Raw genomic sequence first — 13,664 nt, forward strand, 5'->3', positions numbered from 1 at the left:
GAGATGGTGAGTGAAGTAGCAGAGCTGCGCAAGCGGCTGGAAGAGGAGTACATTGCCGGGCGGCGAGCGCTCTACGCGCCGGCGATCGGCTGGTCGAAGCATGCCTTTATCGAGGCTCGCCTGCGCAACATGGAGCGTTATCATCAGCGGCTCTGCGAGCTGGTGGGGCCGGAGCAGGCGCTGGAGCTGGTCTTTGAGGTCTTTGAGCGTGGCGATAGCCTGCTGCCGGAGCGAGCGGGAAGCCAGGGGCAGGACCAGAGCCAGGGGCAGGCCCCAGCGGCAGCGGAGGAAGCGGCGGCGGCGACTATAGCCGCCCCCTCAACAGAGGCGGTGCGCCTGGAGCAGGCTGGTCACCCCCTGGCGCTGCGCAGCGAGGAAGGCGGGGAGACGGAGCCGCTGCCGGCCATTCAGGAGCGTGGAGCGCGTGACGAGGACGAGCCGGATGAATCCAAGACACTCTGGCTGCTGGCCAGCAGCGCCGGATCGACCTCCGACCTGCTCTATCTCTTCTATGCCGCCGACGAGCAAGAAGCGCAGGCCCTGGCCCAGGAGTGGTTACGCCAACTGGCGCCCTGGGTCAAATTGCGGGCCTTGCAGCCTCTGCCCACGGGCCTGACCCTCGTTCATGGCCACTATCGCGGCCTCATCCACCTCCGCCCCGACGGCAGCCTGGTCGAGGGCCAGTATTTCCTGGCGGCGGAGAGCCTGGCCAGTCAAGAGAGCGAGCCAGTGGGTCAGGCCGCCAGTTCCTAGCAGATTGTTCATTCCTTTCCTTTTCGATTCCGCGGGTGATCTCGTCCCTGGACCTCTCTATCCCTTGAGTCGAGGGCGATGGGCAGCGGCTACGCACCAGCCGTCTCCTCCCATCGCCCTTTCTCATCGCCCCATCATCAGCAGAGGCTGAGCGCCGCCGGCCACCAGGATCGCCGCCCCGCCCCGTCAGCCAGGATGAACCGACAGAGGAAGGAGGCGGGCCACACACCAGCAAAGAGCGCCTGCAGAGCGTCAAGCCAGCCAGCAATCAGGCAAGCCTGACGCAGTGACGCTCCGCCTGGCTGCGATGACCCGGCTCATCCACAACAGCCACACAGTCAGTCAGACTCAGCCCACCCGAGCCTGGGACGTCGACGGCAGCCCGGCCAGCGCCGCGCGCAATGTCTCCTCCACCACCGCCGCCAGCGCCGCAATAAAGTGCGGCTCTACATTCAGCGACTCGATGCGCGCGAACTGCAGTCCGGCCTGCTCGGCCTGCTCCCGCGCTCCCACATCGATATCGTAGAGGATCTCCAGATGGTCAGCCAGAAACTGCACCGGCGCCATCAAAACATGCGTATGGCCCGCCGCCTTCAGCTCCGGCATCACATCGGCGAAATCCGGCTTCAGCCACTCCTCCGGCGTATGCCCGGCGCTCTGGTAGCAGAAGAGCCAGCGCTCAGACGGCAGACCCACCCGCTCGGCCACGGCTGCCGCCGTCTCCTTGAGGGCCGCAATGTAGCCCGGCTCGCCATCCACCACGCGCTTCGGCATACTATGGGCCGTAAAGAGCACCGGCACCCGCGCACGCACCTCCGGCGGGAAGCGATCCAGCGCCTGGCGCACCCGTCCCGCCAGCGCCTCGATAAAATCGGGCTGCAGATGCCAGTCCTCAGCCACCTTCACCAGCAGATCAGAGCGCCCCAGGCGCGCCGCCGCCTCCGTGAGCGCCTGAATATAGCCGCCCATAATAATCGGCGAATACTGCGGCGACATGATCAGGCCGATCAGCGCCTGAGCGTCCGCCGCCGCCTCGGGCACCACATCGGCCACAAACGGCGGCGAGAAGCGCATCCCCGCCACCACCTGAAAGCGCGGCCCCGCCGGATGGCGCCGATTCAGCTCCTCCTCCAGGGCCGCCGCCTGCTGCTGCGTAATCTGAATCAGCGGCGAACCTCCGATCAGCTCGTAGCGGCGCCGAAACTCCTCAACCAGCTCCGGCTCGGGCTTGCGCCCTCCACGCACATTCGTCATATAGGTCTCAACATCATCGAGAGTGGCCGGCGAGCCATAGGTCATCAAGACCACGCCGACACGCTTGACGCTCTCCATCGCAGTCTATCCCTCACTCTTCTCTTGAGATCAGTCTCAGCTCTCTCATCATTCAGTGCCGGCCTCAGACAGTCGGGAGCCTTGAGCGACCTCTTGCCGCAGCGCTCATCAGCCGACTGTCGACCGGGAAACCAGGAGCGCGACCAGTGGGAAGTGAGCCGCTGAACCTCTGCCCCCAGGCGGCAGCGCCCGGGTCGGTCAGATCAGGTCAGGTTCTCGTCAGCGGCGACGCGTCTCCTCATGCACAAAATCGACGAGCCGGCGCAGTACAGAGGGATCGGCCTCCGCCGGCACGCCATGCCCCAGATTAAAAATGTGGCCAGGCCGGCCAGCGGCCCGACGCAGCACGTCGCGCGCTCCCTCTTCAAGAATCTCCCAGGGCGCCAGGAGCAGCACCGGATCAAGATTGCCCTGGATACCGCGCTCGTAGCCAATGCGCTCCCAGGCTGCGTCAAGATTGACCCGCCAGTCCACGCTGATCACATCGCCACCCGCCTCGGCCAGCAGCTCCAACAGCGCGGCGTTGCCCGTCCCGAAATGAATGCTCGGCGTACCCGTCTCCTTCACTGCCGCAAAGATGCGCTGGCTGTACGGGAGCACATAGCGCCGATAGGCCTCTGGCCCGAGCGCTCCCACCCAGCTATCGAAGAGCTGGACCGCCGTCACCCCGGCGCGGATCTGCCCGAGCAGGTAGCGCGTCACCACCTCGGTCAGCTTCTCCATCAAGGCATGCCAGAGAGCCGGCTGCCCGTACATCACCGCCTTAGCCTGGGTATAGTCGCGCGACGGGCGCCCCTCGATCAAATAACAGGCCAGGGTAAAGGGCGCTCCCGAGAAGCCGATCACCGCCTTCTTCCCCTCCAGCTCGCGCCGCACCAGGCGCACCGCCTCCAGCACAAAGGGCGTGGCCTCCTCCGGCTCGCGCACCTGCAGGGCCGCCACATCGCTCAGCGTGCGAATCGGGTGATGAATAATGGGGCCAATCTCAGGCTGAATCTCCAGCGAGACCCCCATGCCCTCCATCGGCAGCATAATGTCGGCATAGAGGACCGCCGCATCAACGCCGAGCTGCTCGACCGGCATCAGGGTCACCTGCGCACACAGCTCGGGCGTCTTGGCCATCGTGAGGATATCGTAGCGCTTGCGCAGCTCACGGTACTCGGCGAGGCAGCGCCCGGCCTGACGCATAAACCAGACCGGGGTCGCGTCCGGCTGCTCTCTGCGACAGGCAGCCAGGAAGCGAGCCAGGCCCGTCGAAGCCGCCGGCCCCGCTGCCGGCCCTGCGCCTTCCACCTGCGAGTGATGCTCTTGTTCAGTCTGCATAGAACGCTATCCTGAAAAAAAGGAGTCCTTTCTTGTGAGGATGAGGCGAGGAGGTCCTTGCCTCTGCGCCATGTCATATGATAGCGTGGAAGGCAGGGCGGCGGCAAATTTTGCAAAAATCTCTACCGCTTTCTACCAGATTGTGAGATTTTTGTAACTCCTCCCCCAGGAGAAAGCCAGCTCAGCCCGCGGCGTCGCAGGGCCGGCCCCAGGTGATCGTAGCAACCACCTCGAAGCTGAGCAGGCCATCCCGTGCAAAGGGTGTCAGCAGCGTGCGCATCTCCTGCTCAAAGTCAGCCCGCTGCTCGCTATCCAGCCCTGCCAGCGAACTGTAGGCATACTGCGCGGCAATGTAATCCTCGACCGTTTGCTGCATCGGCAGCGGCGCCGTCTGGCGCTCGCCAAGCAGGCGAAACAGTCCACGCTGCTCCATTGCAGCAACCAGCTTCAGGCCCGGCGCTGGCCGCTCGTCGGCGAAGCGCCGGCGGATCTGCTGGTACGCCTGCAGCCAGGGCATGGACTGCTGCAGGTTGAGAATAGCCAGCAGACCCCGCGGCGTCAGCATATGGGCCAGGCGAGGCAAAACCTGCCCCCAATCCATCCAATGGAGGCACATACCCGCCGTCACCAGGGCATAGGGCGGCGTCAAGGCCACATCCTCAGCCCGCCCGTGAATCCAGCGAATTGTCGGCGCATCACCCCCCGGCAGCTCCCTGGCCCGCTCCAGCATAGCCAGCGAGACATCGACAGCATCGATGCGTTCCACCGCCGCCGAGGCAGCCAGCGGACGGGCCACATTGCCGGTGCCACAGCCCAGATCAAGCACCACGCGCGGCTCATCCACCATCAACTCCTCAAGAATGACAAAGGTCTCCGGCGGATAGAAAGGGCGCAAATGGTAATGGCTGACCAGTTCGTGATCCTGAAAGCGCCTCAGACGCTTCTGATTTGGCACAAAGCGCTTCTCCATCAAAGTGGCTCCTGCAGGAGTAGATACTATCCTTTCTCGTCTGTCTCCGGTGAAGCAGCGCCGGATCGCGGCAGGACGCGCTCCAGCAAGCGCAGCCAGTTTCCTCCCATGATGCGCACAATATCCTCCTGGGCATAGCCAGCCGCCGCCAGCGCCTCCGCCAGGCGCGGGAAATCGGCCACCGTCTCCAGCTCCTCCGGCGTCTCATCGCGCCCAAAGCCGCCATCGAGATCGCTGCCGATCCCCACATGGCTGGCGCTCCCCGTCAACTGACAGACATGATCAATGTGCTCCACCACGCGCCGCAGCGAGACCGCAAAAGGCTGGCTCCGCTTCCAGTCCGCGTAGAGGAAAGGATTGATCGGAGCGATGCCAATGACGCCGCCGCGCTCCGCAATGGCGCGAATCATGGCATCGCTGAGATGGCGGGGCGTATCAACCAACGCCCGGCAGTTGCTATGACTGGCGATCACCGTTCCCTCGAACTGCTCCAAAGCCTGCCAGAAACTCTCTTCGGCCAGGTGACTGGTATCGAGCACCAGGCCGAGGCGCTGCATATGGCGCAAGAGGCTGCGCCCCTCTGACGTCAAAGGACCGGGCCGCCCATTGCCACCGCAGTAGCGCGAGCCATGCGCCCAGGCCAGACCCAGCACACGCAGACCCGCCGCAAACCAGTCCTCCGCCTCCTCGGGCCGGCGCACCGCGTCGGCTCCCTCCATCAAAGGCACAATACCAAAGGGACGCTGTGGATCATCTGCATTGCTCTGCGACCAGGCTTCGATGAAGCGCTCCAGATCCTCCTGGGTGAGCAGCAACCAGACACCGGCCTCCTGCGCCAGCCGGCGATAGTAGTCCAGTTGCGCCCGCGCCACCCGCCAGGCTCCATCTGGATCACGATAGCTCTGGGTGAGCCGATAGCGCGGATTGACGCCTTTGCCCACCCCGAGCAGGGGATAGGCGAAGAGGGTCCCAAAGACAATCGCTACGCCGCCACGGCGCAGCTCCGGCAGCCCCACCATGCAGATACCCCCCTGGGCATCCTCGCGGCAGTAATCGGGGTGCTCGCGCGCCTCCAGCGCCCGCGTCTCGGCCACCGCTCGCCGCAGATCACGCCCCCACTCCAGAGCATTGTAGGCAATGTCTTGATGCGCATCGACAATGAACATGACTCGCTTTCGCTTCCTCTCCAGTTTAGCAAGCTGGCCGACCAGTCCAGCACCTGTGCGCCTCCCGCAAGGACCCGATCCTCTTGCGAAGGGCAGCACCCAGGACAGGATAGGATCGTTCTCGGCCACGTCCTCATGATATGCTACACGCGCCAGCGCTGTCGAGAAGCAAGCCTGGCCCACAGCAGGGCAACGCCGCCCTGACGCTGGCGCGACTGCTCTCGTCCATCTGCTCATCCGCCTCTCCTGCTACAGCGCTCGCTTGTTGAGACGTTATCTCATTGACAGCGATCTCTTCATTGTGGTATGCTCCTCAGTAAGAGAGATGCTGTATCAATAACGCCGCAAGCTCGCCGAGGGCTTGTGGTGAGGGAGGAGCAAGCGGCATGCATCAGACCAGGAGCCGGACGGCGCGCTTTCTGCTCGCCGTAGGACTATTTCTACTCATCAGCCTGCTGGGGAGCGCCTGCAGCGCAGGCAACCTGAGCGGCAGCACCGGGGACAGCGCGGGCAAGCTTGCCATCGTGGCGGCGGAGAACTTCTACGGCGATATTGCGCGCCAGCTTGGCGGCGACCATGTCGCCGTCACCAGCATTCTGAGCGATCCCAACATTGACCCGCACGAATACGAAAGCAACGTTCAGAACGCCGTTGCCGTAGCGCAGGCCAGGCTTGTCATTGCCAACGGCGGCGGCTACGACAGCTGGATCGATCACCTGCTGGCGGCAGCCCCTCAAGAGGGGCGCATCGTCCTCAAGGGATACGATCTGGCGCCCGTCAAGCTGGAGGACAACGAACACGTCTGGTACAGTCCCACCGACATCGCCGCCATCGCGCGCGCCATCGGCCAGGCCCTGCAGAAACTTGACCCGGCCCACGCCCGCGACTACCAGCAGAACCTGCAGCGTTTCCTCAGCTCGCTAGAGCAGATCACCAACAAGCTCGCCGAGATCAAAGCGCGCTACGCCGGCACCCCGGTTGGGCTGACCGAGACCCTCTTTCTCTATCAGACCACCCTCATGGGGCTGAACGTGCTCACCCCCTTCGACTTCCAGAAAGCTATTGCCGAGGGCAACGATCCCCCGGCCAGCAGCGTGGTCACCGTCGAGAACCAGATCCAGCAGCATCGCATCAACGTTTTGATTTATAATGAGCAGACCGCCACAGCCATCACCGCGAAGCTGCGCAGCGAAGCCCTGGCCCATCAGATTCCAGTGGTCGCGGTGACTGAGACCATGCCACCGGGCAAAACGTATCAGACGTGGATGCTGGACCAGCTCAATGCCCTGGAGACAGCTCTGCAAAAGGCCCAGGCAGCTTGAGCGAGAAAGAGAAGAGACCGGACCTCAGCGCGCCAGTCAGCCTGAGCCAGGCCAGTCGAGGCGGCCTGGCACATGGCTGGTGCGCGGGAGTAAGTAAGCAAGCAGTGGATCAGGCAAGGTAGCACAGGATAGGACAGGAAAGGAGCACGCCCAGTGAGCACCCAGCACGACCAGCGCCTCGCACCTCCCGGAGCGGCGCCTCAAGCTTCTGCCTTGAGGGGCCCGGGTCAGGAGGCGCCCCCAATTACAGAGCCAGTCATCGAGCTAGAGGGAGTCAGCGTCTGCCTGGGAGGCAGGACCATTCTGCAGGAAGTCACCTTCACCATCAATCCGGGCGAATTCATTGCCGTGCTGGGGCCAAACGGAGCCGGCAAGAGCACCCTCCTCAAGGTGCTGCTCGGGCTGATCCGGCCCAGCGCAGGCACTGTGCGCATCTTTGGGCAGGCGCCGCGCCGCGGCAACCGGCTGATCGGCTACGCCCCCCAGCACCGCACCCTGGAGGGCGCCCTCAGTTTGCGCGCGCGCGATCTCGTCGGCTTCGGCCTCGATGGCCATCGCTGGGGACCGGGCTGGTTCGTCTCCGGCGGACGCCAGCGCCGGGCCATCATCGAGGAGGCTCTGGCCGAGGTCGATGCCCTGGCGCTGGCCGACATGCCCGTCGCCCACCTGTCGGGCGGCGAACAGCAGCGCCTGCTCATCGCCCAGGCCCTGCTCAGTCAGCCGCGCCTGCTCCTGCTCGACGAACCGCTCTCCAACCTGGACATCAGCCATGAGCAGGAGATCATCGCCCTCATCGCCCGGCTCTGTCGCACGCACGGCATGACCGTCTTGCTCGTCTCTCACGACGTCAATCCCCTGCTGCCGGTCATCGACCGCGTCCTCTATCTGGCGCGCGGGCACGCCGCCATTGGCAAACCGGAGCAGGTCATCACCAGCGCCACCCTGAGCGCCCTCTACGGCGCCCCCGTCGAAGTCGTCGAAGCCCTGGGACGGCTCTTTGTCGTTGGCGTCGATATTTAAGCAGCCAGCCCCCAAGAGGATGGAAGAAAGGAGCGGAGGCGCCATGATCAATCTGTTGAGTTATCCCTTTATCCAAAATGCGTTTCTGGCCGGGACCTGCATCGCCATTGTGGCCGCTGTCACCGGCTACTTCCTGCTGCTGCGTGGCCTGACCTTTGCCGGCCATGCCCTGCCCAACATTGGTTTCGCGGGCGCCGCCGGCGCCGTCCTGCTCGGCCTCGACCCGCTCTTCGGCCTGCTGGCCTTCACCATCGGGGCCGCCGTTGGCATCGGACTCCTCGGGCGCAACCTGCGCGAGCGCGACCTGGCCATTGGCATCCTCATGACCTTCGCCCTCGCCCTGGGCCTGCTCTTCCTCTCCCTCTACAGCGGCTACGCCGAGCGCGTCTACAGCATCCTCTTCGGCACCATCCTTGGCATCAGCCGTCTCGACGTCCTGCTCAGTTTTGGCGTCAGCCTGCTGATCCTGATCAGCATCCTGCTCCTCTTTCGTCCCCTCCTCTTCAGCTCCTACGATCCCGAGGTTGCCGAGGCGCGCGGTGTCCCTGTGCGCCTGCTAGCTGTCGTCTTCCTCGTTCTGGTGGCCCTGACCATCGCCATCGCCGTTCAAATTGTCGGGGCCTTGCTTGTCTTCACCCTGCTGGTCGGGCCGGCGGCCACCGCCGGGCGACTGGCCCTGCGCCCGGGGGCGGTCATCCTGCTGGCCATAGCCCTGGGGCTGCTCTACACCTGGCTGGGCATCCTGCTGGCCGTCCTCAGCGGCACCATCCCGGTCAGCTTCTTCATCGCCTTCCTCTCCTTCATCGTTTATCTTCCCGCGCGCCTCATCGCCCCGCGCTGGCAGCGACGGCCACCGCAGCCAGGCGCGCTACCAGCCGCTGGCGCGGGCCTCTCACAGCAGGCCAGCGCGAGGTAAAGCCCTATCCCGATCGTCCAAGAGAGGAGCATCAGGAACATGAACATTGGCACGCTCTGGCAGCACGAATTTATCCAGAACGCCTTCCTGGCCGGCGGCTGTGTCGCCATCGCCGCCGCCCTGGTTGGCTATTTTGTGGTCCTGCGCGCCCAAACCTTCGCCGGTGAGGCCCTGACCGACATCGGCTTCACCGGAGCCACCGGGGCCGCCCTGCTTGGTCTCAGTCCCCTGCCCGGCATGCTCGTCCTCAGCCTGCTGGCGGCCTGCACCATCGGCCTGCTCGGCGAGCGCCTGCGCGGACGCGACATCGAGATCGGCATGGTGCTCTCCTTCGCCCTGGGCCTGGGCGTCCTCTTTCTCAGCCTCTACGCCGCCAGCAGCGCTAGCCATGCCAGCGCCGGCATTGGCATTCTCTTCGGCTCCATCCTCAGCGTCAGCCGTGGAGACGTCTGGCTGAGCCTGGCCTGTGCTCTTGGCTGCAGCCTGGCCCTGCTCATCCTCTACCGACCGCTGCTCTTCGCCTCCATCGATCCCGAGGTGGCCGCGGCGCGCGGCGTCCCCGTGCGCCTGCTCTCCGTCATTTTCCTGCTCCTTCTCGCCCTTGCCACCGCCATCTCCGTCCTCGTCATCGGCGTCCTGCTGGTCTTTGCCCTCCTGGTCGCCCCAGCCGCCGCCGCCGCGCGTCTCAGTCCCTCGCCGGCCCGCGCGCTCCTGTTGGCCGTCCTGCTGGGCCTGGGCAGCACCTGGGGCGGACTGCTCATCGCCTTCCTGGGACCTGGGCAGCACCTGCCCGCCAGCTTTTGCATCGCCACTCTGGCCACGCTCTGCTACGCTGCTGCCACCCTCAGCGCCCACTGGCGCCAACGTCGCCCGCCACAGGTGCCGGCCCAGCCCGCTCATCCCTGCAAAGGGCGACGCACCGCCGCCTGACCCTGACTGACGCAGCAGATCAGCCAGCCAGCCAACCAGCCCGGCCCGGAAAGAAGAAAAGAGAAGAGAAGAAAGGAAGAGAAAAGAGCCATGCCAGATCGTCTCGTCTACAGCACCGACGGTGGACGAGTTACCCATTGTCCCGTCTGCCACCAGCCCTATCGCCATTGCCGCTGTGAGAGCGGAGGCAAGCCAGGCAAGCCGGCCTCGACCAGCGCCCCCGGAGGGGGAGGCATCCGTGTCAGCCGCGAGCGGGCCCAGCGCGGCGGCAAAACGGTCACCGTAATTCGCGGCCTGCCTATCAGCCAGGCCGAACTGGAGACGCTCGCCCGCAACCTCAAGCGTCTCTGTGGAGCGGGAGGCACCGTCAAAGAGGGTACCATCGAAATTCAGGGCGACCACTGCGATAAGATCCTGGCACACCTGCAGCAGCTCGGCTACCGCGCCAAACGGGCCGGCGGCTAAGCTCCCCGCACGGGGAGAGCATCCCCATCTCACGGCCTCTCTCCTCCCCGTGTTGCCAGCCAGGGCCTGCGCACAAAGACCAGGCACCAGGCAGCGCTTCACCCGTCCAGTCCAGAGAAAAGAGCAGCGTCTCTGAGCGAGTTCCGTTTTTGGGTAAGCCTGAGAGAAAAAGAGAGTAAGCAAGGCGGCCTGCGCCAGGAGACAGCGACAGAGAGCAGGCAGTCAAGCCGCCGCGCCCAAGGACGCCAGAGCGCGCCATTGCCGAACGAGTATGCTGCAAAGAGGAAGGGGAAGCGCAACCATGAACATTCACGAACAGCTGGAGAGTTTGCTGGCTAACCTAGGAGTGACTATGGAACAGCAGCAACCGGAGCCTTACGAAGAGCACGAAGGGGCGGAGAACGAGGTGCCCGAAGTCTCCATCTTCCAGGCATCGCGCGACCACTATGGCGTCTTCTATCGCCTGGACATCATCGAGCACGAGCCGCAGCTGCGCATCATCATCCCCGTCGAATACGGGGCCTTGAAGATGGAAGTCTATCTGGTGCGCCTCAGCGAGCGGACGGGCATCAACACCTGGTTCCGCAGCCTCGCCAGCTACCGCGGCAGCACTACCTTTGAGCGCAACCGCGAGGCCAGCCTGCAGCACCTCCTCTATGCCGTAGCCGAGATCATGAAGCAACTCTTCTGGGCCGGCGACCTGGACCAGATGCGGTTTCCACCGGAGATCGAGGTAATACGCCTGGTCTAGCCTGGCTGTTCCCTGAAGGCGGCTAGTCCGCGCCCTGGTTGGATCAGCGCAGCGAGCGCAGAGCAGATAGAGAGCGAGAGCCGTAGCCTGAGAGAGCAAAAAATCCCACTCGCCTGGCAACAAAGGCGGGATGAGTGGGATTTTTTGCTGTCTGCAACCATAAGAAGATGCCAGGCATATTGATCTATGGTACACTGGCAATATTCGAAAAGAGGTCAGCAAAGGTACACGCCATGATCGAGAACCTTGAGAGCCTTGGTCAGGAAGCGCTCGACTATCTCAACCAGAAAAACAGCGCGCGTGAGCAAGCGCTGCCGCGTGCGCGCACCCTGATTCGCTACTGTGCCAACAGCATCCGCGCGGCCCACCGGCGGGAATTCGCCGCTGCCGAGGAGCTACTTGCCCGGGCGGCGGAGCTGCTTGCCCAGATCGGGACAGACCTGCGCGAGCAACCAGATGTCTTCTACGCCGGCTTCGTGCAGGACGCCCAGAAAGAATATGCTGAGGCGGCGGCCTTTCTGGCCCTGGTCCAGGGGAGAGCCTTGCCCCACCCGCAGAGCCTTCATATCGATTGGGCGCCCTATCTCAATGGCCTGGGGGAGGCCGTCGGCGAGCTGCGGCGCTACGTCCTCGACCGCCTGCGTCACGGCTGGCTCGCCGAATGCGAGCAGCTCCTGCAGCACATGGACGACATCTACGCCCTGCTTATCACCATCGACTTCCCCGATGCCATCACCGGTGGCCTGCGCCGTACCACCGACACAGCACGCGCAATCTTAGAGAAGACGCGCGGCGACCTCACCGTCGCAGTGCGACAGGCGCAGCTTGAGGGAAAGATCAGCGAGCTGCTAACCGCGCTCAACGAGAAAGGCGAGGCACCTTCGTGATGTGCCGATTGGCCGGCAGGTTGTATACTAACAGTGACGAAGGCGTCACCAGCTCAGCTTACAGGCCGCGTTCCAGCCTGCAGCAAGTAAGCAAGCAGTGATACCAGAAGCAGTCATTTTCTATAGCATCTTTGATCGTCTACTGTCTCTCTATCTTCTCAACATCAAGAAGGGACCCAATGGTGCGCCGCCGGAGCCAGCGGCAAGTGCGCAGCGAAAGGGGGGCATATGTCGCAGCAAGAGCTTACCAACAAAGAGCAGCCTGCAAAAGAGTTAGAGACTGCAGAGCATAGCGATACTATCAGCAATGGCAAAGGGGAAGAACGCAAGACCGAAATCAAAGCCAGTTCGCAGATCGTGACCGCCGAGTCGGTGCAGGCGGAGGAAGTACCTACCATTCCCCTGGGGTCGCTCCAGACCCTCAGCACCCTGCAGCCCGAGGTCTCGGTGCACTCGGTCGAAGCGAGTGAAGCGGTTAGCACGCCGACCCCTCTGGTGGCCCAGCCGGCGGAGTATCGGCGCAGCGTGAGCGAGTGGTTGCGCATCTGGTGGGAAGGCATGCGGCCACGTTATCTCATCTTAAGCATCATGCCGTTCCTGCTGGGGAGCGTCCTTGCGCTAGCGCATGTCCTTAGTCTAGGCGGGCCTTTGGGGCTGAGGCACTGGCACCCTCAGCGTTTCCTGGTGGGGCTGCTGGCTGTGGTGCTTCTGCAGCTCGGGGCCAATCTCATCAACGACTACTACGACTACCTGCGCGGGATTGACACCAGCAACACCCTGGGGCCGGGCAAACTCATTCAGCAGGGCCTGATCAAGCCCACGCATGTCCTGGCCCTTGGCCTGGTCCTCCTGGCCGGTGGCTCGCTGCTTGGCCTGCTGCTCGCCCTCGCCTCCGGCTGGCCACTGCTCCTCTTTGGGCTGCTGGGTCTGCTGGCCGCCTACTTCTACAGCGCCACGCGGCGAGCGCTCTCCTCACTCATGCTCGGCCTGCCGGTTGCCTTTTGCGTCTACGGGCCTCTCATCACTGTAGGAGCCTACTACCTCCAGCAGGCCCAACTGAGCGGGCAGGTAGTACTCTACAGCCTGATGCCGGGCCTGTTGGCTACCGCCTTCGTGCACGTCAATGACATGCGCGACGTTGAGGACGATGCCCAGGCCGGCAAGCGCACGCTGGCCAACACCCTGGGCCTGGGCCTCAACCGGACCCTCTTTCTGGCCCTGCTGGGAGGCGCCTACCTCGTCCTGCTCCTTATCGGTCTACCGCACAATGCGCCTCACCTCGTACTCATCGCCCTCTGGACCTTGCCCACCCTGGTCGTCGTCGTGAGCGGCATCGTCCGCACCGATCTCGCCTCCGGCCTCCATCTTGTGCTGCGCGAGACGCTCAAGTTAGAGGCCTGGTTTATCGCCCTGCTCGTCGTCGGTCTGCTGCTCTCGGCGATCCTCCCCATTCTCCCCCAGGTGCCTTCTCTGGCCTTACCCTGAGCCGACCCGGGGCGCCGGGTTCTGCCTCGTGGGAGCCCGGCGCCAACCCGCGCCGCTCCCCTCCCTCAGAGGAGGGGAGTCAGTTATCGTCTCCACCAGCCGCCCCATCACAATTTTCTTTCTTCTACCTCCCCAGTGCTCAAGTAGTCGAAAAAAATGGCCGGGCAGGAGGAGGAGCATCTCACCAGCCGGGCAGGCGCAGCCAGGTAACCAGCGCGAAGAAGCGCGCTCCGTCCAGGCATGGCACGCGAGTGTCTCAGCCCATTCGACCCATTTACAGGGATGGTACACTGTGCTACACTTTGGATGTGTCAAGGACGTCCTGGCGGTTATTTCAGAAGGAG

13 protein-coding genes are annotated in these 13,664 nt (G+C 64.0%); 9 read left to right on the forward strand and 4 right to left on the reverse strand.

The features are described 5' to 3' along the window. Positions 1 to 753 (forward strand): hypothetical protein (locus tag IRZ31_RS14980; RefSeq protein ID WP_297155031.1); only part of this gene is annotated, 753 nt, incomplete at its 5' end. A 348-nt stretch (positions 754 to 1,101) separates the two neighbouring features. Here IRZ31_RS14980 and hemH read toward each other — a convergent pair. The 4 genes from hemH to IRZ31_RS15000 form a co-directional block, all read right to left on the reverse strand. Beyond that, positions 1,102 to 2,085, reverse strand: coding sequence for a ferrochelatase (gene hemH, locus IRZ31_RS14985; RefSeq protein ID WP_297155033.1), 984 nt, complete (start codon positions 2,083 to 2,085; stop codon positions 1,102 to 1,104). Positions 2,086 to 2,304: 219 nt separating this feature from the next. Then, a complete protein-coding gene (hemE, locus tag IRZ31_RS14990) occupies positions 2,305 to 3,408 on the reverse strand; it encodes a uroporphyrinogen decarboxylase (RefSeq protein ID WP_297155034.1) in 1,104 nt (367 codons plus the stop codon). Between the two features lie 181 nt (positions 3,409 to 3,589). Then, positions 3,590 to 4,378, reverse strand: a complete 789-nt coding sequence (locus tag IRZ31_RS14995; RefSeq protein ID WP_297155036.1) for a class I SAM-dependent methyltransferase — start codon at positions 4,376 to 4,378, stop codon at positions 3,590 to 3,592. Positions 4,379 to 4,404: 26 nt separating this feature from the next. Beyond that, positions 4,405 to 5,544 carry a membrane dipeptidase gene (locus IRZ31_RS15000; protein ID WP_297155038.1) on the reverse strand — a complete coding sequence of 380 codons (1,140 nt, stop codon included), beginning with the start codon at positions 5,542 to 5,544 and terminating at the stop codon, positions 4,405 to 4,407. A 386-nt stretch (positions 5,545 to 5,930) separates the two neighbouring features. On the opposite strand from IRZ31_RS15000, the gene IRZ31_RS15005 reads away from it, so the two are divergent. The 8 genes from IRZ31_RS15005 (at position 5,931) to menA (ending at position 13,320) form a co-directional block, all read left to right on the forward strand. After that, on the forward strand, positions 5,931 to 6,866 hold the full coding sequence (locus IRZ31_RS15005; protein WP_297155040.1) for a zinc ABC transporter substrate-binding protein: 936 nt from the start codon (positions 5,931 to 5,933) through the stop codon (positions 6,864 to 6,866). Between the two features lie 153 nt (positions 6,867 to 7,019). Beyond that, complete coding sequence (locus IRZ31_RS15010) at positions 7,020 to 7,886, forward strand: ABC transporter ATP-binding protein (protein WP_297155042.1); 867 nt, start codon at positions 7,020 to 7,022, stop codon at positions 7,884 to 7,886. A 43-nt stretch (positions 7,887 to 7,929) separates the two neighbouring features. Further along, positions 7,930 to 8,802: a metal ABC transporter permease gene (locus tag IRZ31_RS15015; protein ID WP_223258388.1), complete on the forward strand. Its 873-nt coding sequence runs from the start codon at positions 7,930 to 7,932 to the stop codon at positions 8,800 to 8,802. 39 nt (positions 8,803 to 8,841) lie between these two features. Beyond that, complete coding sequence (locus IRZ31_RS15020; protein ID WP_112431729.1) at positions 8,842 to 9,732, forward strand: metal ABC transporter permease; 891 nt, start codon at positions 8,842 to 8,844, stop codon at positions 9,730 to 9,732. Positions 9,733 to 9,822: 90 nt separating this feature from the next. Beyond that, positions 9,823 to 10,197 carry a hypothetical protein gene (locus tag IRZ31_RS15025; RefSeq protein ID WP_297155046.1) on the forward strand — a complete coding sequence of 125 codons (375 nt, stop codon included), beginning with the start codon at positions 9,823 to 9,825 and terminating at the stop codon, positions 10,195 to 10,197. A gap of 301 nt (positions 10,198 to 10,498) precedes the next feature. Continuing rightward, complete coding sequence (locus IRZ31_RS15030) at positions 10,499 to 10,948, forward strand: hypothetical protein (RefSeq protein ID WP_297155048.1); 450 nt, start codon at positions 10,499 to 10,501, stop codon at positions 10,946 to 10,948. Positions 10,949 to 11,181: 233 nt separating this feature from the next. Beyond that, positions 11,182 to 11,835 carry a hypothetical protein gene (locus IRZ31_RS15035; protein ID WP_297155050.1) on the forward strand — a complete coding sequence of 218 codons (654 nt, stop codon included), beginning with the start codon at positions 11,182 to 11,184 and terminating at the stop codon, positions 11,833 to 11,835. 228 nt (positions 11,836 to 12,063) lie between these two features. Further along, on the forward strand, positions 12,064 to 13,320 hold the full coding sequence (menA, locus tag IRZ31_RS15040) for a 1,4-dihydroxy-2-naphthoate octaprenyltransferase (RefSeq protein WP_297155052.1): 1,257 nt from the start codon (positions 12,064 to 12,066) through the stop codon (positions 13,318 to 13,320). Positions 13,321 to 13,664 lie beyond the last annotated feature (344 nt).

The sequence above is a fragment of the Thermogemmatispora sp. genome, from assembly GCF_019683635.1.
Lineage (GTDB): Bacteria > Chloroflexota > Ktedonobacteria > Ktedonobacterales > Ktedonobacteraceae > Thermogemmatispora.

Coding starts and splice junctions, on each gene's coding strand:
- IRZ31_RS15025 (WP_297155046.1), top strand. CDS start 9,823: ATGCCAGATCGTCTCGTCTACAGCACCGACGGTGGACGAGTTACCCAT.
- hemH (WP_297155033.1), bottom strand. CDS start 2,085: ATGGAGAGCGTCAAGCGTGTCGGCGTGGTCTTGATGACCTATGGCTCG.
- menA (WP_297155052.1), top strand. CDS start 12,064: ATGTCGCAGCAAGAGCTTACCAACAAAGAGCAGCCTGCAAAAGAGTTA.
- IRZ31_RS15035 (WP_297155050.1), top strand. CDS start 11,182: ATGATCGAGAACCTTGAGAGCCTTGGTCAGGAAGCGCTCGACTATCTC.
- IRZ31_RS15015 (WP_223258388.1), top strand. CDS start 7,930: ATGATCAATCTGTTGAGTTATCCCTTTATCCAAAATGCGTTTCTGGCC.
- hemE (WP_297155034.1), bottom strand. CDS start 3,408: ATGCAGACTGAACAAGAGCATCACTCGCAGGTGGAAGGCGCAGGGCCG.
- IRZ31_RS15030 (WP_297155048.1), top strand. CDS start 10,499: ATGAACATTCACGAACAGCTGGAGAGTTTGCTGGCTAACCTAGGAGTG.
- IRZ31_RS15005 (WP_297155040.1), top strand. CDS start 5,931: ATGCATCAGACCAGGAGCCGGACGGCGCGCTTTCTGCTCGCCGTAGGA.
- IRZ31_RS15000 (WP_297155038.1), bottom strand. CDS start 5,544: ATGTTCATTGTCGATGCGCATCAAGACATTGCCTACAATGCTCTGGAG.
- IRZ31_RS15020 (WP_112431729.1), top strand. CDS start 8,842: ATGAACATTGGCACGCTCTGGCAGCACGAATTTATCCAGAACGCCTTC.
- IRZ31_RS14995 (WP_297155036.1), bottom strand. CDS start 4,378: ATGGAGAAGCGCTTTGTGCCAAATCAGAAGCGTCTGAGGCGCTTTCAG.